A 22,685-nucleotide genomic window follows, 5' to 3' on the forward strand; every position below is an offset into this window, starting at 1 on the left:
AACCTGGACCGAGAACGTCTTCAGCTAGCGTCCGCGCCTGAGGTCCTCGGTCGCGCGCCGGAGGATGTCGTGAAGCCAGTCATGCGACGGTTCACCCTCGATACGCTCGTGCCACAACAAGCGGACCTCAACCGGCGTCGTGGCATAAGGCAGTTCGTACGTCGTGACGGCATGCGCGCGTTCGAACGCCCGCGCTAACGGACGCGGAACGATAGCCGCCAATTCGGAGTCCGCGAGCAGGGCGGGCAGAGTAAGAAAATGCGGCAGCGAAACGGCTATCCGCGGCGGCCGGTCGCTTTCGGACAGTGCCCGTTCGAGCGCGGCGCGGTCATACATCTCCGATCGCCTCGCAAGACCACGCTCGGAGATGAAGCCTCCGATTGCTCCCTCCTGCTCGCCGCCAAAAGAGACAACGACGAGCGGCAGGCGCGCCAGAGCAGCGTTGTCGATCCGGCCGAGCTTGTGCTTTCCCCCCACGATCAGCACGTCGTCATACTCGAACAATAGCGACGTCCGGAAGCGGCTCGGCGGATCCGAGAAGACGCCGATCGCAACGTCGATCCGGCCAAGGTCGATCTGCTCGGCGAGGTCGATCCGTGTCACCGGCTTGATGATGAGGTCGATCGCCGGCGCTTCACGGCCGAGTATCTTCAGGAGTGGCGAGGCCAGCACCATCGTGGTGAAGTCGTTCGCGGCCAGGGTGAACCGCCTCGTGGAATCTGCCGGCACGAATCTCGGCTGCTCGACCGCGGCTTCGAGAGATCGCAGGGCTTCGCGAACCTGTGGCGCCATCGTCAATGCGCGTGCCGTCGGCTGCATGCCCGTCGCCGTGCGCACGAACAAATCGTCTTCGAGCATCTCGCGCAGACGGGCGAGCGAATGGCTCACGGCGGATTGACTGAGGGCAACCCGGTGGCTTGCCCGCAGCACGCTGCGCTCCTCCATGACGGCGTCGAAGACCTTGAGCAGGTTCAGGTCCAGGGTCTTGAAGGAAACAGCCACGAGCAGGACACCATCGCAGGCGGATCGCGCGCCCGTTGCGATATTGCGATCAGCCGCAGTTAAGGCCATACGCGCAGCCGGCGCAACCGAGCAGGGGCTCGAATGCCGCATCACCAATCTGAAGCCGGTTCAGGATCACTCTGCAAGAGTTTCACTTCCGCAATCTCGCGATCTCGTCATGATCCCGGCGCCGGATTTGGAGGAGACGCGCAATGAAATCCCGCGGGATGTCGATCGGAGCTCTCGGACTAGCGCTGGCGCTGTTCACGGCGCCGGTCGTAGCGCAGGAGCGGCCGGTGAAACTCGGCGTCCTGACCGACATGTCCTCGCTCTACGCCGATAATGGCGGCCAGGGCTCGGTGGTCGCGGCGCAAATGGCCGTCGACGACTTCGGCGGTCAGGTGCTCGGACGCGGCATCCAGATCGTCGCGGGAGATCACCAGAACAAGGCCGATGTGGGAGGTACGATCGCCCGACGCTGGATCGAAAACGAAAACGTCGAGGCCATTCTCGACGTGCCGAATTCGGCGGTCGCGCTGGCGGTGCAGGGCATCACGCGCGACAAGAAGAAGCTATTCCTCGCCACTGGCGCCGCCACGTCCCGCCTCACCGGAGACGAATGTTCGCCGACCGGGATTCACTGGACCTACGATACCTATGCCCTCTCGCAGGGAACGACGAGGGCGATGTCGCGTCTCGGCGCAAAGTCCTGGTTCTTCATTTCGGTCGACTATTCCCTCGGCGCGCAACTCGAAGCCGACAGCCGTAAGGTTATCGAGGCCACGGGCGGCAAGGTGCTCGGTGCCGCGAAACATCCGATCAACACGCCCGATTTCTCCTCCTTTTTGCTCCAGGCGCAGTCCACGAAGGCCGACGTGATCGCGCTGGCCGACTCCGGCGGCGATTTCATCAACGCCGTCAAGCAGGCCGGCGAATTCGGCATCACCCAGCGGCAGAAGCTGGTCGGTCTGCTCGTCTTCATCGCCGACATTCACAGCCTCGGACTCCAGAGCGCCCAAGGCCTGATGCTGAGCTCGGCATTCTACTGGGACCTGAACGAAGACACGCGCGCGTGGTCGAAGCGTTTTATCGCAAAGACCAGCAAAGTCCCGACCATGATTCACGCCGGCACATATGGCGCCGTGATGCACTACCTCAAGGCGGTCCAGGCAGCCGGCACGCTGGATGGGCCGGCCGTCGCCGCGAAGATGCGCGAGATGCCCGTGAACGATTTCATGACGCGAAACGGCCGGATCCGCGAGGATGGCCGGCTGGTCCGCGACATGTATCTGTTCCGCGTCAAGTCATCCGAGCAGTCCAGGTACAAGTTCGACTATTACGAGCTGCTGGCGACGATTCCGGGCGAGGAAGCCTTCCGGCCGATGGAGCAAGGCGGATGTCCGCTCCTGAACAAGCCATGATCAGCGAGGGCGCGGCTGCGCCGAGCTGCGTCGACGAGATCATCGCTGGCCGTTTCGCATGCCGCGATTTCTCTGGCGAACCGGTTGGGCGAGGGACCATCGAGCAGATATTGCGCGTGGCGCGGTTTGCGCCAAGCGGTGCCAACATCCAGCCCTGGCACGTCTACGTGCTGGCAGGCGAAGCTAGGGGCAGGGTGTCAACGGCGCTGCGTGAGGCGCACGAAACCGCCCGTGACCAGCACAAGTCGGAATACAGCTACTACGCCAGCGACCTGCCCGAACCCTACTTGCAGCGACGCCAGGAGTTCGGCCGCTTGTTCTATGGCTCGCTTGGCATCGCTCAAACCGACATCGAAGCCAGGAGCAGACAAACCGCCAGGAACTATGCGTTCTTCGGCGCGTCCGTCGGCCTGATCGTCACGATCGACCGGCGCCTGCAGGCCGGAAGCTGGCTCGACCTCGGCATGTTCGTCCAGAGCGTGCTGCTGGCTGCTGCGGGCCATGGGCTTCAGTCCTGTCCCCAAGAGACATTCTCGAAATATCACCGGATCCTGCGCCCGCTGCTGTCGATCCCACCGGAGCAGATGGTGGTGTGCGGCATCTCGATTGGCCGTGCCAGGGAAGCAACCAGGAGCAGGCTGATGCCACGCGCCGACCTCGCGGAGTTCGCGTCTTTCGCGGGCTTCGAAGAACAAAGCGAAACCTAAGAAGAAAGGACCAGGCCATGAGAAGCCGAGACGAGCTGATTCAATGCAGTATTCCGTTTCTGCTCGAGGTCAAGGACATGACACCCGGCGCGGAGATGGAGCGGTGGCTCAATGAGAAATACGGCGAGGGCAGCCAGCTCTACCAGGACCTGGCGCGGCTGATCAAGCGCGGGGTCGCGGAAGGCTGGGCAGCCAACCAGGAGGTCGAAGGCCCGAACTACCGGCGCAGCCGCGTCCTGGAGCCGGTGCCTGAAACGTTCCAGTTCAGCATCACGGCTGTCTACATGAACAGCACCGATCCACGTCGCTTCAAGGATGAAGACGACCACGACGTGCTGCGCGGACAGTATCATGGCCATCCATACGGGGAACTGAACCTGGTCGTCCCGCTGGACAAGGGCGCCGAGCTGAAGGGGCTGCAGGGCTGGCAGGGACCCGGCTGGACCGCGCCAGATCCCGGCAGCCGTCACTATCCCGAGGTCCGCGGCGGCGCCGTCATCGCGCTGTTCTATCTGCCCGCCGGACGCATCTCTTACGACTTCGCGGCGCCGTCGTGATTGGCAACCGGATCTTCCGGTGGCGCCCGTCTGAACGCAGCCCGTCGTGGAGAAGGGCTGCTGCGGCGACGCCTCGCAGAACGTCGAGGAGGGATTTTGGCTTGCCTTACATCACAGCCGACTGGTCGGACTGCCATATCTGTAATTCGCATAAGGTATATTATGGAATATATTTATATACAATCAGATCAGTTATTTAGACGGAATTCCTTCCATGACGCCTTCGCTTGCGACGCTCTTCGGCCAAGGCATCGAGCCTCGTCCTCGCTACTGTGCATGGGGTTGTTTTTCAGATTTCGAATCCGGCCGATGTCTCCGAAAGCCGATATTGCCGTGACCTTGTCCGGCTGCAATAAGCGAGGACTCGCGAGATCGCAGATGACCTTCTGACCTTCCGTCCGTATAGGTTTGCATCTCAGAACAACAACAAACCTTCCGAGGAAGCAGACCCATGGTCTTTTCGACGCGCTTTTCCCGACGCACGCTTCTCAAGGCCTCCGCCGCGACCGCGGTCCTGGGCGGCATCGGTGCGCCCCATGTGGCCCGCGCGCAGAGCGCCGAGTTCACCTACAAATACGCCAACAACCTGCCCGACACCCATCCGCTGAACGTCCGCGCCAAGGAGATGGCCGCGGCGATCAAGACCGAGACCAACGGCAAGTTCGACCTCCAGATCTTCCCGAATAACCAGCTCGGGTCCGACACCGACATGCTGAGCCAGATCCGCTCCGGCGGCGTCGAGTTCTTCACGCTGTCCGGCCTGATCCTGTCGACCCTGGTGCCGGCGGCGTCCATCAACGGCATCGGCTTCGCATTTCCGGACTACGACACGGTCTGGAAGGCCATGGACGGCGATCTCGGCGCCCATGTCCGCGGCGAGATCAAGAAGGCCGGCCTCGAGGTCATGGACAAGATCTGGGACAACGGCTTCCGCCAGACCACGTCGTCGTCCAAGCCGATCACCGGTCCTGACGACCTCAAGGGCTTCAAGATCCGCGTGCCGGTGTCGCCGCTGTGGACCTCGATGTTCAAGGCGTTCGACGCCGCGCCCGCCTCGATCAATTTCAGCGAGGTCTATTCGGCGCTGCAGACCAAGATCGTCGAAGGCCAGGAGAACCCGCTGGCGATCATCTCGACCGCCAAGCTCTACGAAGTGCAGAAGTACTGCTCGCTGACCAACCACATGTGGGACGGCTTCTGGTTCCTGGCCAACCGCAGAGCCTGGGAAAAGCTGCCGCAGGACGTGCGCACCATTGTCGCCAAGAACATCAACGCCGCCGCGGTCAACGAGCGCGCCGATACCGCCAAGCTCAATGCCAACCTGCAGCAGGAGCTCGCGACCAAGGGCCTGACCTTCAATCAACCGGCCGTGGCGCCGTTCCGCGACAAGCTGAGGTCTGCCGGCTTCTATGCGGAGTGGAAGGGCAAATATGGCGACCAGGCCTGGGATCTCCTGGAAAAGGCCGTCGGCAAGCTGTCGTAACGCGTCGGGGCCGTCGAGGTTCGTATCAGGATGGCTCATGTCGAGATCGAGGTGATCGAGGTGGCGGGCGAGGCGGCTATGCAGTCCCCTCGCCGACCTTCGCTGCTGAATTCAATCGAGCGCGTGCTTGGTCTCGCCGTCGAAATCCCGGCGGCGATCCTTGTCGTCGCCGAGATCGTGATCCTGTTTGCGGGCGTGGTCGCGCGCTATGGCCTGCACCGGCCGCTGATCTGGTCGGACGAGCTCGCCTCGATCCTGTTCCTGTGGCTTGCCATGCTGGGCGCGGCGGTTGCGTTCCGTCGCTCCGAGCACATGCGCATGACCGCGATCGTCGCGAGCGCCGGTCCGGCGATGCGGGCCTATCTCGATCTGGTCGCGACCGCTGCGGCGCTGGCGTTCCTGGCGCTGATCATCTGGCCGTCCGGCGATTATGCCTATGAGGAAAGCTACATCACCACGCCGGCGCTCCAGATCTCGAATATGTGGCGCGCTGCCGCGCTGCCGGCCGGTATTGCCTTGATGGCCGCCTTCGCCTTGCTGCGGCTGCTGCGCGCGGCCGATTACCGGATGGTTGCATCCGCGGTGCTTTCGGTTGCCGTCCTGGTCGGCCTGTTCTGGCTGGCGGAGCCGCTGCTGCGGCCGCTCGGCAATCTCAACCTCGTCATCTTCTTTGTCGGCGTCGCCGGCTTCTGCGTCTTTGCCGGCGTTCCCATTGCGTTCGGCTTTGGCCTTGCGATCTTCGGCTATCTCGCGCTGACCACGCGGACGCCCGTCATGGTGCTGGTCGGACGGATGGACGAGGGCATGAGCCACCTCATCCTGCTCTCGGTGCCGCTGTTCGTGTTCCTGGGGCTGCTGATCGAGATGACCGGCATGGCGCGGGCCATGGTGGCGTTCCTGGCGAGCCTGCTCGGCCATGTCCGCGGCGGCCTGCATTACGTGCTGGTCGGCGCGATGTACCTGGTCTCCGGCATATCAGGCGCCAAGGCCGCCGACATGGCGGCCGTCGCGCCCGTGCTGTTTCCGGAGATGAAACAACGCGGCGCCAAGCCCGGCGATCTCGTCGCGCTGCTGGCGGCCACGGGCGCCCAAACCGAGACCATTCCGCCGAGCCTGGTGCTGATCACGATCGGCTCGGTGACGGGCGTCTCGATTGCCGCGCTGTTCACCGGCGGCCTCCTGCCCGGCGTCGTGCTCGCGATCACGCTGTGCATGCTGGTGTGGTGGCGCTACCGCCACGAGGACATGAGCCACGTCCGCCGCGCCACGGGTGGTGAGATCGGCAAGACCTTCGTCGTCGCCCTGCCCGCGCTCGCTCTGCCCTTCGTGATCCGGTACGCCGTCGTCGAGGGCATCGCGACCGCGACCGAGGTCTCCACCATCGGCATCGTCTACGGCGCCCTTGTCGGCCTCCTCGTCTACCGCCGGTTCGACTGGCAGCGGCTGTTTCCGATGCTGGTCGAGACCGCGGCGCTGTCGGGCGCGATCCTCCTGATCATCGGCACTGCGACCGGCATGGCCTGGGGCCTGACGCAATCAGGCTTCTCGCGCTCGCTGGCTGCGGCCATGACTGGACTACCCGGGGGAGCTGCGACCTTCATCGCCGTCTCGATCCTGGCCTTCACCATCCTCGGCAGCGTGCTGGAGGGCATCCCGGCGATCGTGCTGTTCGGGCCGCTGCTGTTTCCGATCGCCCGGGCCGTCGGCGTGCACGAGGTGCACTACGCCATGGTGATCATTCTGGCCATGGGCATCGGATTATTCGCCCCGCCCTTCGGCGTCGGCTATTATGCCGCCTGCGCCATCGGACGCGTCGATCCGGCCGAGGGCATTCGGCCGATCTGGGGCTATCTGCTGGCACTGCTGGTGGGATTGATCATCGTCGCGATCTTCCCCTGGATCTCGATCGGATTCCTTTGAGGCGCGGTTTTAAGGAGGGCGTCGATGAGTGAGCAGCAGAACCAGTACAATATCGGCCTCGACAAGACGCCCGCCAACTACGTGCCGCTGAGCCCGCTGAGCTTCCTCGCGCGCAGCGCCGCCGTCTATCCCGATCATGTCAGCACGGTCTACGAGGGGCGCAGCTTCACCTGGGCTGAGACCCATGAGCGCTGCAAGCGTTTTGCGTCCTGGCTCGCGCGCAAGGGCATCGGCGTCGGCGACACCGTGGCGGCGATGCTGCCGAACATCCCGGCGATGAACGAGGCGCATTTCGCCGTCCCCATGACGGGCGCCGTGCTCAACGCGTTGAACATCCGTCTCGATGCGCCCTCGATCGCGTTCCAGTTCGACCATGGCGGCGCCAGCATCATCCTGGTCGACCCCGAGTTTTCAGGCGTGATCACCGACGCGCTGGCGCAGATGAAGGGGCCCAAGCCGCTCGTGGTCGACGTCGACGACGTCTCGTTCAAGGGCGGCGAGCGCATCGGCGAGATCGAATATGAAGCGGCCGTCGCGGAAGGCGATCCGAACTTCGCGGCGATCGCGCCGAGCGATGAATGGGACGCCATCGCGCTGAGCTACACCTCGGGCACCACAGGCAATCCCAAGGGCGTCGTCACCCATCATCGCGGCGCCTATCTCAACGCCGTCAGCAATATCCTCGCCGGCAATCTCGGCCAGCATCCGGTCTATCTCTGGACGCTGCCGATGTTCCACTGCAACGGCTGGTGCTTTCCCTGGACCATTGCGGCCTCAGCCGGCATCAACGTCTGCCTGCGCAAGGTCGAGCCGACCAGAATCTTCGAGCTGATCAAGCAGCACGGCGTCACCCACATGTGCGGCGCGCCGATCGTCTACAACACGCTGATTAACGCTCCCGACGCGCCCAAAGGCAACACCGCCCGCCGCGTCGTCGGCCTGATCGCGGGCGCAGCGCCCCCGGTCGCGGTGCTCGAAGGCGCCGAGAGCATCGGCATCAAGCTGACGCATGTCTACGGCCTGACCGAGGTCTACGGCCCCGCTTCCGTCTGTGCGGAGCAGCCCGGTTGGGACGAGCTTCCCGCTCCCGAACGCGCGCGCATGAAGCGCCGGCAGGGCGTGCCCTACCCGCTCGAGGAAGCCGTCACCGTCATCAATCCGAAGACCATGCAAGAGGTGCCGCGCGACGGCGAGACCATCGGCGAGGTCATGTTCCGCGGCAACATCGTGATGAAGGGTTATCTCAAGAACGAGAAGGCCACCAAGGAAGCGTTCGAAGGCGGCTGGTTTCACACCGGCGACCTCGGCGTGCTCGACGAGCACGGCTACGTCATCATCAAGGATCGATCCAAGGACATCATCATTTCCGGCGGCGAGAACATCTCCTCCGTCGAGGTCGAGGACATTCTCTACAAGCACCCGGCCGTGCTGTTCGCCGCCGTGGTCGCAAAGCCCGATCCGAAATGGGGCGAAGTGCCCTGCGCCTTCGTCGAACTGAAGGACGGCGCCAGCGCCAGCGAAGCCGACATCATCGCGTTCTGCCGCAGCCACATGTCGGGCTTCAAGACGCCGAAGGCCGTCGTGTTCGGGCCCATCCCGAAGACCTCGACCGGCAAGATCCAGAAATTCCTGCTGCGCAACGAGGTGGGTTCGGCGAAGGCGATTACGGCCTAGAGTGGCGGCGCATGGTGGCCTTGCCCCACGATCGAGGAAGAGACTTCCGCCCACACGCCGCAAGGCGGTGGGCGGAAGGCCTCGCCGGTCTCACATCTTCTTGTAGGCGTCGACCACCGCCTGGCCGTCGGCCCCTGCCTTCTTCAGCCAGTCGGCCGTGAGCTGTTCGCCGATCTTCTGGAATCCGGCTTTGAGCGCCGGGCTTGGCGGCTCGACGGCCATGCCTTTCGCCTTGAGCTGATCGATGTACCAGGTGCTCTTGTCCTGCCAGGCCTTCCAGCCGCGGGTCTCCGCCGTTGCCGCCGCCTTGAGGATGGCCTCCTGGGTCGGCTTGTCGAGCGCATCGAACGCGGCCTTGTTGACGAAGGTGTAGTCCTTGGGAATCCAGGCCTGCACGTCGTAGAAGTACTTCAGCGACTCCCAGGCCTTGGCGTCGTAGCCCGTCCCGCCCGACGACATGAAGGAATTCACCACGCCGGTCGCCAGCGCCTGCGGCAGCTCCGCGGCCTGGATCGTGACCGACTGCGCGCCGACCAGCTCGCCAATGCGCGCGGTCCCGACATTGTAGGCGCGCCACTTCAAGCCCTTCATGTCTTCGATCGAGGCGAGCGGCTTGTTGACGTAGACGCCCTGCGGGGCCCACGGCACGACGAACAGCAGCTTGAGACCCTGCGCGTCGAGCTTCTTGGCGATCGCCGGCTTGGAGGCCTGATACAGCTTCATCGCATCCGGGAAGCTGGTCGCGAGGAACGGCACGACGTCGATGCCGAACAGCGGATCCTCATTCTCGTGGATCGAGAGCAGCACCTCGCCCATCTGCGCCTGCCCGGTCATCACCGCGCGCTTGATGTCCGGCGCCTTGAACAGCGAGGCGCCCGGATGAACCGTGATCAGGAGCTTTCCGGACGTGGCGGCTTCGACGTCCTTGGCGAAGGCGACGAGGTTTTCGGAGTGCGGATTATCCGCTGGATAGGCTGCCGGCAGATTCCATTTGGTCTGGGCCAAAGCGGGTGTCGCAGCCGCCACGACGCCGGCGATCAAGGATGCGCAGAATAAACGAGACATCATCGGACTTCTCCTCACTGTATTCTGAAAACCAGGTGCGATCAGTCTGGGAAAGCGAGCTTGGGCAGAAACATCACGATTTGCGGATACTCAGTGATGATAAACACGGCGGCCAGCAGCAGGACGAAGAACGGGAACGCCGCTCGCGCCACGGTGAAAGTATCGCGCCCGCTCATGTTCTGCAGCACGAACAGATTGAAGCCGACCGGCGGCGTGATCTGCGCCATCTCGACATGGATGATGAGGTAGACGCCGAACCAAACCAGGTCGAGACCGGCCTGCTTGACCATCGGCAGCACGATGACGGCAGTCAGGACGATCATCGAGATGCCGTCGATCAGACAACCGAGAATGATGTACATGATGCTGAGATACAGCGCGAGCATGCCCGGCGTGAGCTGCTGCCCCTGGACCCAGGTCGCGAGCGCGGCCGGAATGCCGGTATAGGCCATTGCGGCCGTAGTGTAGGCCGCGCCCGCCAGGATCAGCATGATCATGCAGGTCAGGCGCGTCGCGCTCATGATGCTCTCGAGGAAGTTCTTGCGCGTCAGCGTGCCGCTCCACCACGCCAGCAGGAGCGCGCCTGAGACGCCCCATGCTGCGCATTCAGTGGCGGTCGCGAAACCCAGCACGAGCGAGAGGAAGACTGCCAGGATCAGCAGCAGACAGGGCGCAAGCTTGGCCGACTCGCGGAGCTTCTGCCGGAATGGCATCGGGGGATCGCGCGGCGGAATCTTCGTCGGATTGAGCAGCGACCAGATGATGATGTAGCCGGAATAGAGCACGATCACGAGCAGTCCCGGCAGGAAGCCGCCGAGAAACACTTGAAGCACGGAGACGTTCGCCGTAACCGCGTAAACCACCATCGGGATCGAGGGCGGAATCAACAGGCCGAGCGTGCCGGAGCCCGCGAGTGATCCGAGGCTCAGGCCCTTGTCGTAGCCGCGCTTGTCGAGCTCCGGCAGTGCGATCTTGCCGATCGTTGCACAGGTCGCCGCCGACGAGCCCGACACCGCCGCAAAGATTCCGCAGCCGATGACGTTGACATGCGTGAGCCGTCCCGGCAGCCACTGCACCCAGGGTGACAGTCCCCGGAACATCTCCTCCGACAATTTGGTGCGGAACAGAATCTCTCCCATCCAGATGAACAGCGGCAGCGCCGCCAGCGTCCAGGACGAGCTCGCGCTCCAGGTGGTGGTGGCGAGCACAGCGCCAAGCGGCAGGCTTGTGGTCAGCGCCATCGCCACGAACCCGACGAGCCCGAGCGAAACCGCGATCCAGACGCCGCTTCCCAGCAGCAGGATCATGACGACGAGCAGGACGAATGACAGCTCGATCATGCCGAGATTGGCCATGGTCAACCCCCGCCGCCCTGCGAGATGCGCTCGATGAACTCGTCCGGCGTCTCATCCGGCGAGCCCTTCTCGTAGCTCGGCCGGTTGCCACTGATGACGCTAATCATTTCGTCGACGAGCGCGATCGACAGGATCGCAAGTCCGCCGGCGAAACCGAGCTGCGGAATCCAGAGCGGAAGCGCGACGACGCCCTGCGCCACATCGTTGAAGCGCCAGGAATCGTAGGTCATCTGCACGGCATACCAAGTGAAATACAGGATGAAGGCGGTGGCGATACCGAGTGCCACGATCTCCGCGATCTGCTTGGTTCGCCCGTGCAGCTGTTCCAGCAGCAGGCCGACACGGATCATCTCTCCGCGCTTGAAGGTATGCGCAAGGCCGAGGAACGCCATCGCGGCCATGCACCAGGACGCGAAATCATCGCCGGCGGGAATGTTGATCGCAAATTGGCGCCCGACCGACATGGCCATCATGATTGCAAAGATCGCAACCAGGAAGACGCCAGCGGCGTAGCCTGCTCCGAGATAGAGGAGATCCAGAGCGCGGCGCACCAGTCCCCCTGCCGTTACGTCGTTCCCTGTCACGCGATCCCCATCCTCAACACGAGGCGCTCCGGCGGTCACAAATCGCTCGCCGCCTGTCCTGCATCAATATCGCCCTTGCCCAACGCCTGTCTTTCAGACGTTAGATCAACATGATGCAGCCGATGCAGGCAAGGAGTATGCCTGCGGGCAGCGGAATTTCCACCGCACGTTCAGTGCGTCTCCAGCCGCAGCCCGTCAAAAGCGGGCACGACGCCGGCGGGCAGCGATTGCCGGATCACCTCGTAATCCACGTCGGCCGTCATATTGGTGATGACCGCGCGCTTCGGCTTGAACCGTTCGATCCAGGACAGCGCGTCGTTGATGCTGAAATGACTGACGTGGCTGTTGTAGCGCAAGCCGTCGACGATCCAGAGGTCCAGATTTTCCAGGGCCCCCCAGCTCTCGCGCGGGATGTCGTTGAGGTCGGGTGTGTAGGCTGCATCCCCGATGCGATAGCCGAGTGCGGGAATGTTGCCATGCTGGACCAGAAAGGCCGTCAGCGTCACAGCGCCGCCCTTCCCCAGAATGGTCTGGCTTCCGCCCGCTTCGATCGAATGCCGCGTCAGGATCGGCGGATAGTCGCTGCCCTCCGGCGAGATGAAGCAATAGGAGAACCGCGACAGGATGTCCTTGGCGGTCGACTGGTTGAAGTAGGTCGGGATACGACGGCGCATGTGCATCACCACCGAACGCAGATCGTCCATGCCGTGGGTCTGATCGGCGTGCTCATGCGTCAAGAACACCGCGTCGATGTGATCGACATTGGTTGAGAGCAATTGCTCGCGCAGGTCCGGCGAGGTGTCGATCACGATACGCGTGGTGCCGTGCTCGGAGGTCCGCTCGACCAGCAGCGAGCAACGGCGACGGCGGTTCTTGGGATTGTTGGGATCGCAGGCGCCCCAGCCGAGCGCCGGGCGCGGCACGCCGGCGGAGGAGCCGCAGCCCAGGATCGTCAGCGTCAGCGTCATGCGGCTCCCAGTTTCAAGCTTTCACCTTCGAGAACAGACGGAAGAAGTTTTCGCTGGTCTGGCGCGAAATCTCGTCAAACGAAACGCCGCGAGTCTCGGCCAGCACCTTTGCGACCTCGACCACATAAGCCGGTTCGTTCCGTTTACCCCGGAACTTGCCCGGCGCAAGATAGGGCGAGTCCGTTTCGACCAGGATCCGATCGGACGGCAGCTCGGCCGCGAGCGCGCGCAAGGTCTCCGACTTCTTGAAGGTCAGGATTCCCGTGAAACCGATATAGAGCCCGAGCGACACCGCCTTCAGCGCCAGCTCACGTCCGCCCGTGTAACAATGCAGCACGGCGCGAAACGGTCCCTTGGCCGCCTCGTCTTCCAGGATGCGGGCGCAGTCCTCGTCGGCTTCGCGGGTGTGGATCACCAGCGGCAGGCCGGTGGTGCGGGCGGCGGCGATGTGGGCGCGAAACCCCCTCGCCTGCGCCTCCGGCGCGCCATTGTCGTAGAAATAGTCGAGCCCGGCCTCGCCGAGCGCGACGACCTTGGGATGCCCCGTCAACGCCACCAATTCGTCCGGTGCGATTCCGTCTTCTTCATCCGCGTTGTGTGGATGGGTGCCGACCGAGCAATAGACGTCGTCATAGCGTTCGGCGATGGCGAGAAGCTGATTCAGCTTTCGCACCCGCGTGGAGATCGTCACCATCCGGCCGATGCCGGCCGCACGGGCCCGCGACACGATCCCGTCGAGATCTTCCGCAAAGTCCGGAAAGTCCAGATGGCAGTGGCTGTCGACCAGCATCGGGCGAACGCCTTCAGGCCGCCGGCTCGACGTAGCGCGGGAACGCCGGGGTCGGCGCCGGCAGCGTCGAACCGGGCGCGATCCGCCTGGCGCCGCCGAGCATCGCGAAGCTGCGCTCGGATTCGGGGATACCAAGGCTGTCGAGCAGCAAGCCCGAGGCGGCCGGCATCGCGGGCTGAGCCAGGATCGCGATCTGGCGCACGACTTCGGCGGTGACGTAGAGCACCGTCTTCTGCCTGGCCGGATCGGTCTTGGCGAGCGCCCACGGCGCCTCGCCGGCGAAATAGCGGTTGGCCTCCGCGACCACGGCCCAGACGGCGTTGAGCCAGTGATGGATCTGCTGCGTCGCCATGGCTTCGCGTGACGCCGTGATCATGCCGTCGGCCATCGCCAGGATTGTCTTGTCGTTGTCGCTGAACTCGCCGGGCTCGGGCAATACGCCGCCGAGCTGTTTGGCGATCATCGACAGTGAACGCTGCGCCAGGTTGCCGAGATCGTTGGCGAGGTCGGCGTTGATGCGCGCGACGATGGCTTCGTGGTTGTAGTTGCCGTCCTGTCCGAACGGCACCTCGCGCAGAAAGAAATAGCGCATCTGGTCGACACCATATTGGTCGGCGAGGTTGAAGGGATCGACGACATTGCCGACCGACTTCGACATCTTCTCACCCCTGTTGAACAGGAAGCCATGGGCATAGACCCGCTTCGGCAGCGGGATCCCGGCCGACAGCAGGAACGCCGGCCAATACACCGCATGGAAACGGATGATGTCCTTGCCGATGATGTGGACGTCGGCCGGCCAATAACGCCAGTTTCCGTCGCCTTCGTCGGGAAAGCCGACGCCGGTGATGTAGTTGGTCAGCGCGTCGACCCAGACATACATCACGTGCTCTTCGTCGCCGGGCACCTTGACGCCCCAGTCGAACGTCGTGCGCGAGATCGAGAGATCGCGCAGGCCTCCCCTGACGAAGCTCACCACCTCGTTCTTGCGGGAGTCGGGCCCGATGAAATCGGGATGATCCGCGTAGAGCTTCAGCAGCTTGTCCTGGTACGCCGACAGGCGGAAGAAATAGCTCTTCTCCTCGACCCATTCGACCGGCGTGCCCTGCGGCCCGAGCCGTACGCCGTCATCGTTCAGGCGCGTCTCGTCCTCGGCGTAATAGGCTTCATCGCGCACCGAGTACCAGCCGGCATAGGTGTCGGCATAGATGTCCCCGTTCGCCTCCATGCGTCGCCAGATCTCCTGGCTGGAGCGATGATGCTGCTCTTCGGTGGTGCGGATGAAGCGGTCGAACGACACGTTCAGGCGCTCGTCCATCTCCTTGAAGCGGCCGGCATTGCGCGTGGCGAGCGAGGAGACGGACATGTTCTCACCGGCGGCCGTCTGAACCATTTTCTGGCCGTGCTCGTCGGTGCCGGTCAGGAAGAACACGTCCTTGCCGTCAAGCCGTGCAAAACGTGCGAGCACGTCGGTCGCGATCGCCTCATAAGCGTGGCCGATATGCGGGCTGCCGTTGGGATAGGCGATCGCGGTCGTGATGTAGAAGACGTTGTCGCGCGCCGGGGCGGCAATCGGCGCTGCGGCTTGCGGAGCTGCGACGGGCTTCGGCGCAGGCGGTGCCTTGGGTTTAGAGATCTTGGGTTCAGAGATCTTGGGTTTTGATATCTCGGATTTTGAAATCTCGGATTTCGAGACCTTGGGCTTCACGGCTTTCGGGGGCACGGCAACAGGCGCCGGCGCAGCGGCAACGGCAGGCGCACTCACCTTCGCCTTCTTGGCCACTTTCTTCGCCGGAGCCTTGGCTGGCTTTTTGGCCGCCTTCTTTACCGTCTTCTTGGCGACGGCCTGCTTCTTTGCGACTTTCTTCCCGGCCTTCTTCGCCGTCTTCGCGACGCTCTTCTTCACGCCCTTCTTGGCGGCGACCTTCTTGGTCTTCTTGACGGCCTTGCTGGCGCGCGCCTTCACAGCCTTCTTCGTGGCTTTTTTCGCAGCTTTCTTGCTGCCCTTGGCTTTGACGGTTTTCTTAGCTCGCGTTGCCACGACGAATTCCTTTTACCGGCTTCTCGAAATTTGGAAACAAACCTGCGTTCGGTTATTGTTTGAGCATGATCCTCTCGGAAAACCGCTGCACACTTTTCCGGATCATGCTCTAGCGCGTTGCGTCCGCCAGCCAGCCGAACACCGAGAAAACCAAGGGCTTTCGCTCCAGATTGTAGGTTTCGGTGTCGCGCGCGGCGCGGACGATCTTTTCCCATACCTCGGCTAGGCGCGCAAGGCGCGGCAGGTTCTGGTTGGCATTGGCCTCGTCCGCATGCAGGCGTTCCGCGATCCAGCGATCGATGCCGTCGATGAAGGCGGCAAGTGCGACACGATCGCTGGTGCCGAGCGAATCGCCGAGCGTGTGCAATTCGCGCGGATCGACCTGCGGCAGGCGCGCGAGCAGCGCCGCCGTGCGCTGCTGAAGTTTCAGGGCATCGCCGCCGAGCAGTGTCAGGGCCCTTGCAACGCTGCCCTCGGAGGCCTCCGCCACCTCGCGCAGCGCAGGATCGCTCGGATCGAGCTCTGCCGCCGAAGCCGCCGCGCCGATCACGTCATCCGTGGCGAGCGGCCGCAGACGCAGCTTGCGGCAGCGCGACTGGATCGTGGCGAGCACGCGCGCGGGCGCGTGGCTCACCAGAAGAAACAACGATCGCTGCGGCGGCTCCTCGAGAATCTTAAGAAGCGCGTTGGCCGCGTTTGGATTGAGTTCGTCGACGGTGTCCACGATGCAGACACGCCAGCCTTCGGCGGCGGCCGTCGAGCCGAAGAAGCTGATGGTCTCGCGCGTCTCGTCTACAGTGATCACGGTGCGCATCACGCCGCGGTCGTTGGCGGTGCGCTCCAGCGTCAAGAGGCCGCCATGCGAGCCGGCCGCAACCTGCCGCGCCACGGCGTCATCGGCATTGATCGCAAGGTTCTCGGCGCGCTGCACGGACTCCGCCAGCGGCTGGCCGTGGGCGAGCACGAAGCGCGCCATACGATAGGCCAGCGTCGCCTTGCCGATCCCTTGCGGGCCACCGATCAGCCAGGCATGCGGGATGCGTCCGCTGCGATAGGCCGCGAGCAGCGCCGTCTCGGCCTCGCGATGGCCGAACAGACGGCTCGTCTCGCGCGGATGTGGACTGGCGCTTTCGCGCTCGGTCTGACGTGGGCTCATGCGGAAATCACCGAGGCCGGCGTGGGCAGCAGACGATCGCGCAGCGCCGTCCAGACTCGTGCCGCAACCGTATCCGGGTCGGAATTGGCGTCGATCAGCACGCAGCGCGCGGGTTCGTCCGCAGCGATCTTGCGATAGGCCTCGCGCAGACCCTGATGAAAACTGAGCTTCTCGCCCTCGAACCTGTCGGGCGCGCCGTTGCCGCGGCGCGCAGCGGCGCGCTGGAGGCCGATCTCAACCGGCAGGTCGAGGATGAGGGTGAGGTCCGGCTTGAGATCGCCGATCGTGACCCGCTGCATCGCGTTGATGAGGCCGATTGGAACCTTGCCGAGGCTGCCCTGATAGGCGCGTGTCGAGTCGGCAAAACGGTCGCACAGCACCCAGGTGCCCTGGTTGAGCGCAGGCAGGATCACGGTGCGGACATGGTCATCACGTGCGGCGGCAAACAGCAGCGTCTCGGCTTCGGGTCCGAGCAGCTTGCCCATGCCGGACAGCACCAGATGACGCATGATCTCGGCACCCGGCGAGCCGCCCGGCTCGCGCGTGACCCGGATGCGGAGCTTTGCCGCCTTGAGGCGGTCGGCGAGCTTCTTGATCTGGGTCGATTTGCCGGTGCCCTCGCCGCCTTCAAAGGTGATGAAGCGTCCGCGTCCGGACGGCCGCTGTGGCGCGCTCTCACTCATGGTCAGAGCTTCTCGGCGCCTGCACGGAACATGCCGATCACGAGCTCGCTGGCGCCGTCGATCGCACGTCGCACGGTCGAGCCGGTACCGATCGCTTCGGCCGCATAGACCGGCGTCTCCACCGCGATGTTGCCGCTCCGCCAGACCTTGACCACGCCGACCCGCTGGCCGGCCTCGACCGGCGCCCGCACCGGGCCGCTATAGACGACGCGCGCAATCAGCTTGTCGCTGCCGTTCTTGTGCACCATCACCTTCACCGGGTTCTTGGCGACGAGCTTGACCGAGCGGCTCTCGCCGCCGAACACCTTGGCGTAGCCGACGGGCTGCTCGGCCGCGATCAGCGTGCGGGTTTCGAAATTGCGAAAACCCCATTCCAGCATCTTCTTGGCTTCCGTAGCACGATCCTCGGGATCTTCGAGCCCGTTGACGACGACGATCAGCCGCGTGCCGTTCTGCACCGCCGAGCCGACCATGCCGTAGCCGCCTTCCTTGGTGTAGCCGGTCTTGAGGCCGTCGGCGCCTTCCATCGAATTGAGCAGCGGATTGCGGTTGGGCTGGCGGATCTTGTTCCAGGTGTACTCCTTCTCGCCGAACAATTTGTAGAATTCGGGGAAGTCCAGGATGATGTGCCGGGCGAGGATGCCGAGTTCGCGCACCGTCATCTTGTTGCCGGAGTCGGGCAGGCCGTTGGAATTGCCGAAGGTCGACCTGGTCATGCCGAGCTCGCGGGCCCGCTTGGTCATGAAGTCGGCCGCGAAGATCCGCTCGTTGCCCGCCATGGCTTCGGCGAGCGCGATGCAGGCGTCGTTGCCGCTCTGGACGATCGCGCCGTGCAGGAGATCGTCGACCGAGACCTTGCTGTTGATGGCGGCGAACATGGTCGAGCCGCCCGAGGGCGCGCCGCCCCGGCGCCAGGCGTTCTCGCTGATCCGGTACTCGTCGGTCAGCTTGATGTCGCCCTTCTTGATGGCATTGAAGACCACCTCCGCCGTCATCAGCTTCATCATGCTGGAGGGCGCGCGCAGCTCGTCGGCGTTCTTCTCGAACAGCACGCTGCCGCTGGAGGCTTCGATCAGGATCGCGGTCGGGGCATCGCCGTCGAAGCCGGTATCGTCCGCCTTCTTGGCGCCCTGGACGCTCTGGTTGGCGGCCAGAAGCGCCCCACTCCAGCCGATACCCACAACCAGAACCGTCGCCATCAGCCCGCGCAACAGCGCTCCGGCGGTGAAGCGGGTGCGACGAAGCGAAGAAGGACGAAATGCCATGGCCAAGCCCTGAGAGCGGCGTTCTAACAGCTGGAACCGGTGCGAACAACACGAGGTTGGACGCCTGCCACGAGATTGCACGATTCTCGCCGCGCCCCTATCGTGGCGCCTCATGTTTCTCGACCAAACCCCTGAAACAAGGCGGAAAAGCGATGTCCTCCACCCGCGTGATCAAGACCAACGGCATCGATCTCTTCATCCGCGAAGCCGGCCAGGGTCCGCTGGTGGTGCTGTGCCATGGCTGGCCGGAGCTGTCCTATTCCTGGCGCCACCAGATCCCCGTGCTCGCCGAGGCCGGGTTTCACGTCGTTGCCCCCGACATGCGCGGCTACGGCCAAAGCGCCGCGCCCCCTGACGTTGCCGCCTACTCGATCTTCGACACGGTCGGCGATGTGGTCGGCCTCGTGCAGGCGCTGGGCGAGACCAAGGCGATGGTGGTCGGCCATGACTGGGGCGCGCCGGTGGCCTGGCACGCGGCGCTGTTCCGGCCCGACATCTTCACGGCCGTCGCGGGTCTGAGCGTGCCGCCGCCGTTCCGCGGCCGCGGCAAGCCGCTCGACCTGCTCCGCCAGGGCGGCGTCACCAATTTCTACTGGCAGTACTTCCAGGCGCCCGGCGTCGCCGAGGCCGAGTTGGAGCGCGACGTTGCCCGCACCATGCGCATCGTGCTTGGGGGACGGGGCCTCGCCGATCCCACCGCCGCCATGTTCGTGCAGGAGGGCAAGGGCTTTCTCAGCCACGCGACCACGGAGGAGCCCCTGCCCGGCTGGCTCAACGAGACTGATCTGGCCTATTTCACCGAAAGCTTCCGCAAGTCCGGCTTTCGCGGCGGGCTGAACTGGTACCGCAACATCGACCGCAATTGGGAGCTGACGGCGCCCTGGCAGGACGCGCAGATCCTTCAGCCCTCGCTGTTCATTGCTGGCTCGAGAGACGCCGTCATCACCGGCCTGATCGGCGGCAAGCGCGTCAACGAGCTCCAGCGCGTGCTGCCCAATCTGAAGCAAAAGCTGATCATCGAGGGCGCCGGCCATTGGGTGCAGCAGGAACGGCCCGACGAGGTGAACGCGGCGCTCGTGAGGTTCTTGAGGGAGAACGCAACCTAGTAGAGGCCGCGGCCGCTCAGGATGTTGCGAGCCTCGGCGGCGCCGTCAGCCGATGAGGGCGCGTTCTCGGCGGTGTAGCGGCCGTCCCCGTCGTAGGACACCGCGCGGGCGTTCTGGACGGCCCGGCCCCGGCTGCGGCTCGAGGCCGACATTTCCGAGGTCGCATTGAGCGAGGCCATATCGGCGGAGGTGTTGCCGAGATTATAGGGCCGCCCCTCCGGCATTGGCACGTCGCCACGAATGGCGCCGCGGCTCGATCCCGGCAATTCCGGCACGAAGGGCCTTGCGGAGGCGACCCGAACCATCGAGGGCGATGGCGCCGGAACGCCAGTGCGCAGGGTTGCAAGAAGCTGGCGGTCGTCGGAGCCTTCAAGCGGCGCCCGGCCGACATATTCGACGCGGACCTTGGCGACGCCATTGCCTTTGAACTCAAGGAGTTCGGCGGCCTTGTTCGAGACATCGATGAGGCGGTTGCCATGATAGGGACCGCGGTCATTGACCCGGACGATCAGCGACTTGCCGTTCGACACGTTGGTCACCCGCGCATAGGACGGCATCGGCAGGGTCGGATGCGCCGCGGTCAGCGAGGTCATGTCGAACACTTCGCCATTGGCGGTCAGGCGGCCATGGAAGTCATCGCCGTACCAGGACGCCATGCCCTCGGCACGGTAGTTGACGTCCTCTTCGGGCACGTAGGTCCGGCCGGCCACCACATAGGGCTTGCCGACGCGGTAGGTGCCGCCGCCCTTCGGGACCGGATCACCCAAAGCCACGACCCGGGGGCTCGAGGACACGCCGTATTTCGGGTCGACGCGGCTGGCGAATTTGTTGGAGGAGGCGCAATTGGCAAGCGCAAGGCAGGTCGCGACCGCCGCAACACCGCGCGCGGCCCGCAAAACCGAATCTGACCGTCGGATCCCCATGCGCCCCAAATACCACTTCGCCGGAAGCATGCCTAACCCGCTATGGCTACGGGGAGCGCTGTCCGGTCCTTTGATCCGAAGCGGCCCACCACCGCGTCAGAAGCAGTAACGATAACGCAACCCGAACACGGCGGAAATGGGGAGCCCACAGCGATCCCGCCGGGATGGTAAACGGGACGTTCGCATTTTTCCGTTGTTCTACGGAGCGATGGCGCCTGCGCTGTGCCATGGCTGGACATTCTGTTGCGCCAAATCCTCACTCCAACCCCATTGTCGCCCTGCTCACCGAAATTCTTTTGACTGTGCAAGGCCGCACGCGTTTTCTCGGATGCAAGGGCGGGATTTGGAATTTAACGATGATCGAGACGGTTTCGGCACTGATGGGTCTGGTAAGCGCGGGGATCTTCCTGGCCCATGCGTTTGAAGGTTACCGCACGAGGGCCTGAGGCACTCGCGCGAACGGCAAGCATCACCTCTTTCCAGACGGCGCGTTCGGCGAATTTGATCGATCCGACCGAGCAACGAAGACGAGAGCGGCAGGTGTCCCATGCGCAACCATGACCTGGTATCTGACAGCTTCCTGGCATTGACCGCCGGCGGCTTGGTCCTGCTCTGCTCGAGCCTCGTGGCACTGGTCTTCGCCTGAACACCGCCAGCGCCTTTCCCGTTTTCTAACCACAACTACACCGCGATGCAGCACCGCAATCCCTTAGGATTGCCCCGCTCCCGTTTAGTTGATTGAATTTCTGCATTCGACGCCTCGACTCATTTCAAGAGGCCATCACCAACGAAGGTGACGCAAATGCTTGCCGAGAAATTTTTCCTGGTTCTGGAATCCCTGATCCGCGGTGACCGCACCTATCCGGACGGAAGCCCCCGCGTCATCAGCACTTCCCCGCACATACCGGTGAAGCTGGCTGGTCAGAAATAGCCGCACCGTCAGGGCGCACGCGCCGCTCAGCGCAGGCCCAGCAGGGAGCGGCGATAGAAGCTGTCGCGGGCCTCGTTCTGGCAGACGAAGCTGCCGTCGAACCCCTGGCCATACCGCTTCTGACCCTTGCGGTAGTAGACCCCTTTCGTGAAATCGAGCCAGACCACCTTGTCGTGCGGACAATGACGCTGCGCCTGCGCCTCGTAGCGAAACGGCGTCAGCGGTGTCGCCGAGACCTCCGCGGAGCCGGCACCAATCATAATCGCGCCGGCGAGCGCGATTCCGCTGCCCCATCTTCCGAAGCCGCCCCTGCTCACTCCCCGCCTCCCGATCCCAGCCGTCGCACGATGGCCGCAAGGCACGCTAGCACGAAATGGCGCGATCCGCCGAAGGCGAGACGCGGGCCGCGTCTTCCGCCGGCCATCTTGTCGGGTTAAATGAAAGCGAGATCGTTTCGATTGCGAGGATGCGGCCTGAATGTCGGTTGAGCCTGAGACCCGCACCGAGCCCCGCCCGCCCTCGCCGCGCCTGGGCCTGCTGCCGATGATCATCTTCGGCTCGCGCTGGCTGCAACTGCCGCTCTATCTCGGACTGATCGCGGCGCAATGCGTCTATATCGTGCTGTTCCTGAAAGAGCTCTGGCACCTCTCCTGGCACGCGATCGATCTCACCGAGCAACAGATCATGATGAGCGTGCTCGCGCTGATCGACGTCGTGATGATCTCCAACCTGCTCGTAATGGTGATCGTCGGCGGCTACGAGACGTTCGTCTCGCGGCTCGACCTCCAGGGCCATCCCGACGAGCCGGAATGGCTCGGCCATGTCAATGCGAGCGTGCTGAAGATCAAGCTCGCCATGGCCATCATCGGCATCTCCTCGATCGCGCTGCTGCGCACCTTCATCGAGGCCGGCAATCTCGGCTCGGACCGCGCCGGCTTCACCGAGACCGGCGTGATGTGGCAGGTCCTGATTCACATCACCTTCATTCTCTCGGCGATCGGCATCGCCTATGTCGACAAGCTCAGCGAGTCCGGAATGCGCAAGCACGCCGAGTGAG

22 protein-coding genes are annotated in these 22,685 nt (G+C 64.0%); 10 read left to right on the forward strand and 12 right to left on the reverse strand.

From position 1 onward, the window contains the following. Window positions 1-24: 24 nt before the first annotated feature. Entirely contained in the window at window positions 25-1,002 is a 978-nt protein-coding gene (locus tag IVB26_RS20965) for a LysR family transcriptional regulator (RefSeq protein WP_247967222.1), read from the reverse strand. Between the two features lie 212 nt (window positions 1,003-1,214). Here IVB26_RS20965 and IVB26_RS20970 point away from each other — a divergent pair, with 212 nt between their 5' ends. The 6 genes from IVB26_RS20970 to IVB26_RS20995 all read left to right on the forward strand — a co-directional run bounded on the left by IVB26_RS20970 (window position 1,215) and on the right by IVB26_RS20995 (window position 8,764). Further along, the gene (locus IVB26_RS20970) at window positions 1,215-2,423 is read left to right on the forward strand and encodes an ABC transporter substrate-binding protein (RefSeq protein WP_247967223.1); all 1,209 of its coding nucleotides are present in this window, start codon (window positions 1,215-1,217) and stop codon (window positions 2,421-2,423) included. Beyond that, window positions 2,399-3,130: a nitroreductase gene (locus IVB26_RS20975; protein ID WP_247967224.1), complete on the forward strand. Its 732-nt coding sequence runs from the start codon at window positions 2,399-2,401 to the stop codon at window positions 3,128-3,130. The genes IVB26_RS20970 and IVB26_RS20975 overlap by 25 nt, the downstream gene beginning before the upstream one ends. Window positions 3,131-3,147: 17 nt before the next feature. After that, a complete protein-coding gene (locus tag IVB26_RS20980) occupies window positions 3,148-3,687 on the forward strand; it encodes a 4-hydroxylaminobenzoate lyase (protein WP_247967225.1) in 540 nt (179 codons plus the stop codon). A gap of 451 nt (window positions 3,688-4,138) precedes the next feature. Beyond that, window positions 4,139-5,170 carry a TRAP transporter substrate-binding protein gene (locus tag IVB26_RS20985; RefSeq protein WP_247967226.1) on the forward strand — a complete coding sequence of 344 codons (1,032 nt, stop codon included), beginning with the start codon at window positions 4,139-4,141 and terminating at the stop codon, window positions 5,168-5,170. A 30-nt stretch (window positions 5,171-5,200) separates the two neighbouring features. Continuing rightward, entirely contained in the window at window positions 5,201-7,090 is a 1,890-nt protein-coding gene (locus IVB26_RS20990; RefSeq protein ID WP_247967227.1) for a TRAP transporter large permease, read from the forward strand. Window positions 7,091-7,114: 24 nt separating this feature from the next. Beyond that, window positions 7,115-8,764: an acyl-CoA synthetase gene (locus IVB26_RS20995; RefSeq protein WP_247967228.1), complete on the forward strand. Its 1,650-nt coding sequence runs from the start codon at window positions 7,115-7,117 to the stop codon at window positions 8,762-8,764. A 90-nt stretch (window positions 8,765-8,854) separates the two neighbouring features. Here the strand turns inward: IVB26_RS20995 and IVB26_RS21000 are convergent, their stop codons facing one another. The 9 genes from IVB26_RS21000 to IVB26_RS21040 form a co-directional block, all read right to left on the reverse strand. Continuing rightward, on the reverse strand, window positions 8,855-9,832 hold the full coding sequence (locus IVB26_RS21000) for a TRAP transporter substrate-binding protein (RefSeq protein WP_247967229.1): 978 nt from the start codon (window positions 9,830-9,832) through the stop codon (window positions 8,855-8,857). A gap of 38 nt (window positions 9,833-9,870) precedes the next feature. Further along, window positions 9,871-11,184, reverse strand: coding sequence for a TRAP transporter large permease (locus IVB26_RS21005; RefSeq protein ID WP_247967230.1), 1,314 nt, complete (start codon window positions 11,182-11,184; stop codon window positions 9,871-9,873). 2 nt (window positions 11,185-11,186) lie between these two features. Continuing rightward, the gene (locus IVB26_RS21010; protein ID WP_247967231.1) at window positions 11,187-11,768 is read right to left on the reverse strand and encodes a TRAP transporter small permease; all 582 of its coding nucleotides are present in this window, start codon (window positions 11,766-11,768) and stop codon (window positions 11,187-11,189) included. A 170-nt stretch (window positions 11,769-11,938) separates the two neighbouring features. Next, on the reverse strand, window positions 11,939-12,736 hold the full coding sequence (locus tag IVB26_RS21015; RefSeq protein ID WP_247967232.1) for an MBL fold metallo-hydrolase: 798 nt from the start codon (window positions 12,734-12,736) through the stop codon (window positions 11,939-11,941). A 13-nt stretch (window positions 12,737-12,749) separates the two neighbouring features. Beyond that, entirely contained in the window at window positions 12,750-13,526 is a 777-nt protein-coding gene (locus IVB26_RS21020; RefSeq protein ID WP_247967233.1) for a TatD family hydrolase, read from the reverse strand. A gap of 13 nt (window positions 13,527-13,539) precedes the next feature. Beyond that, the gene (gene metG, locus IVB26_RS21025; protein ID WP_247967234.1) at window positions 13,540-15,564 is read right to left on the reverse strand and encodes a methionine--tRNA ligase; all 2,025 of its coding nucleotides are present in this window, start codon (window positions 15,562-15,564) and stop codon (window positions 13,540-13,542) included. Between the two features lie 109 nt (window positions 15,565-15,673). Next, window positions 15,674-16,720 (reverse strand): DNA polymerase III subunit delta', encoded by a 1,047-nt coding sequence (locus tag IVB26_RS21030; protein WP_247967235.1) that lies wholly within the window; start codon window positions 16,718-16,720, stop codon window positions 15,674-15,676. After that, complete coding sequence (tmk, locus tag IVB26_RS21035; protein ID WP_247967236.1) at window positions 16,717-17,403, reverse strand: dTMP kinase; 687 nt, start codon at window positions 17,401-17,403, stop codon at window positions 16,717-16,719. The genes IVB26_RS21030 and tmk overlap by 4 nt, the downstream gene beginning before the upstream one ends. A 2-nt stretch (window positions 17,404-17,405) precedes the next feature. Next, window positions 17,406-18,668 carry a D-alanyl-D-alanine carboxypeptidase family protein gene (locus IVB26_RS21040; protein ID WP_247967237.1) on the reverse strand — a complete coding sequence of 421 codons (1,263 nt, stop codon included), beginning with the start codon at window positions 18,666-18,668 and terminating at the stop codon, window positions 17,406-17,408. Between the two features lie 152 nt (window positions 18,669-18,820). Here IVB26_RS21040 and IVB26_RS21045 point away from each other — a divergent pair, with 152 nt between their 5' ends. Beyond that, on the forward strand, window positions 18,821-19,774 hold the full coding sequence (locus tag IVB26_RS21045) for an alpha/beta fold hydrolase (protein ID WP_247967238.1): 954 nt from the start codon (window positions 18,821-18,823) through the stop codon (window positions 19,772-19,774). Here the strand turns inward: IVB26_RS21045 and IVB26_RS21050 are convergent. Next, window positions 19,771-20,697, reverse strand: coding sequence for a septal ring lytic transglycosylase RlpA family protein (locus IVB26_RS21050; RefSeq protein ID WP_247967239.1), 927 nt, complete (start codon window positions 20,695-20,697; stop codon window positions 19,771-19,773). The two genes, IVB26_RS21045 and IVB26_RS21050, sit on opposite strands and share 4 nt — an antisense overlap. A 227-nt stretch (window positions 20,698-20,924) precedes the next feature. Here IVB26_RS21050 and IVB26_RS21055 point away from each other — a divergent pair, with 227 nt between their 5' ends. Together IVB26_RS21055 and IVB26_RS43015 are read left to right on the forward strand one after the other, a co-directional pair. Further along, on the forward strand, window positions 20,925-21,143 hold the full coding sequence (locus tag IVB26_RS21055; RefSeq protein WP_247967240.1) for a hypothetical protein: 219 nt from the start codon (window positions 20,925-20,927) through the stop codon (window positions 21,141-21,143). 356 nt (window positions 21,144-21,499) lie between these two features. After that, window positions 21,500-21,628 carry a hypothetical protein gene (locus IVB26_RS43015; RefSeq protein WP_256468844.1) on the forward strand — a complete coding sequence of 43 codons (129 nt, stop codon included), beginning with the start codon at window positions 21,500-21,502 and terminating at the stop codon, window positions 21,626-21,628. Between the two features lie 26 nt (window positions 21,629-21,654). On the opposite strand, the gene IVB26_RS21060 is transcribed toward IVB26_RS43015, so the two are convergent. After that, a complete protein-coding gene (locus IVB26_RS21060; RefSeq protein WP_458309282.1) occupies window positions 21,655-21,945 on the reverse strand; it encodes a hypothetical protein in 291 nt (96 codons plus the stop codon). Between the two features lie 160 nt (window positions 21,946-22,105). On the opposite strand from IVB26_RS21060, the gene IVB26_RS21065 reads away from it, so the two are divergent. After that, window positions 22,106-22,684 (forward strand): TIGR00645 family protein, encoded by a 579-nt coding sequence (locus IVB26_RS21065; RefSeq protein ID WP_247967241.1) that lies wholly within the window; start codon window positions 22,106-22,108, stop codon window positions 22,682-22,684. The last annotated feature ends 1 nt before the right edge of the window (window position 22,685 follow it).

The organism is Bradyrhizobium sp. 195, assembly GCF_023101665.1.
Lineage (GTDB): Bacteria > Pseudomonadota > Alphaproteobacteria > Rhizobiales > Xanthobacteraceae > Bradyrhizobium.

Bases quoted from the DNA above. Each gene is read 5' to 3' on its own strand.
- IVB26_RS20970 (WP_247967223.1), top strand. From the start codon at position 1,215: ATGAAATCCCGCGGGATGTCGATCGGAGCTCTCGGACTAGCGCTGGCG.
- IVB26_RS20975 (WP_247967224.1), top strand. From the start codon at position 2,399: ATGTCCGCTCCTGAACAAGCCATGATCAGCGAGGGCGCGGCTGCGCCG.
- IVB26_RS20980 (WP_247967225.1), top strand. From the start codon at position 3,148: ATGAGAAGCCGAGACGAGCTGATTCAATGCAGTATTCCGTTTCTGCTC.
- IVB26_RS20985 (WP_247967226.1), top strand. From the start codon at position 4,139: ATGGTCTTTTCGACGCGCTTTTCCCGACGCACGCTTCTCAAGGCCTCC.
- IVB26_RS20990 (WP_247967227.1), top strand. From the start codon at position 5,201: ATGGCTCATGTCGAGATCGAGGTGATCGAGGTGGCGGGCGAGGCGGCT.
- IVB26_RS20995 (WP_247967228.1), top strand. From the start codon at position 7,115: ATGAGTGAGCAGCAGAACCAGTACAATATCGGCCTCGACAAGACGCCC.
- IVB26_RS21000 (WP_247967229.1), bottom strand. From the start codon at position 9,832: ATGATGTCTCGTTTATTCTGCGCATCCTTGATCGCCGGCGTCGTGGCG.
- IVB26_RS21005 (WP_247967230.1), bottom strand. From the start codon at position 11,184: ATGGCCAATCTCGGCATGATCGAGCTGTCATTCGTCCTGCTCGTCGTC.
- IVB26_RS21015 (WP_247967232.1), bottom strand. From the start codon at position 12,736: ATGACGCTGACGCTGACGATCCTGGGCTGCGGCTCCTCCGCCGGCGTG.
- IVB26_RS21020 (WP_247967233.1), bottom strand. From the start codon at position 13,526: ATGCTGGTCGACAGCCACTGCCATCTGGACTTTCCGGACTTTGCGGAA.
- IVB26_RS21030 (WP_247967235.1), bottom strand. From the start codon at position 16,720: ATGAGCCCACGTCAGACCGAGCGCGAAAGCGCCAGTCCACATCCGCGC.
- tmk (WP_247967236.1), bottom strand. From the start codon at position 17,403: ATGAGTGAGAGCGCGCCACAGCGGCCGTCCGGACGCGGACGCTTCATC.
- IVB26_RS21040 (WP_247967237.1), bottom strand. From the start codon at position 18,668: ATGGCATTTCGTCCTTCTTCGCTTCGTCGCACCCGCTTCACCGCCGGA.
- IVB26_RS21045 (WP_247967238.1), top strand. From the start codon at position 18,821: ATGTCCTCCACCCGCGTGATCAAGACCAACGGCATCGATCTCTTCATC.
- IVB26_RS21050 (WP_247967239.1), bottom strand. From the start codon at position 20,697: ATGGGGATCCGACGGTCAGATTCGGTTTTGCGGGCCGCGCGCGGTGTT.
- IVB26_RS21055 (WP_247967240.1), top strand. From the start codon at position 20,925: ATGGCTGGACATTCTGTTGCGCCAAATCCTCACTCCAACCCCATTGTC.
- IVB26_RS43015 (WP_256468844.1), top strand. From the start codon at position 21,500: ATGCTTGCCGAGAAATTTTTCCTGGTTCTGGAATCCCTGATCCGCGGT.
- IVB26_RS21065 (WP_247967241.1), top strand. From the start codon at position 22,106: ATGTCGGTTGAGCCTGAGACCCGCACCGAGCCCCGCCCGCCCTCGCCG.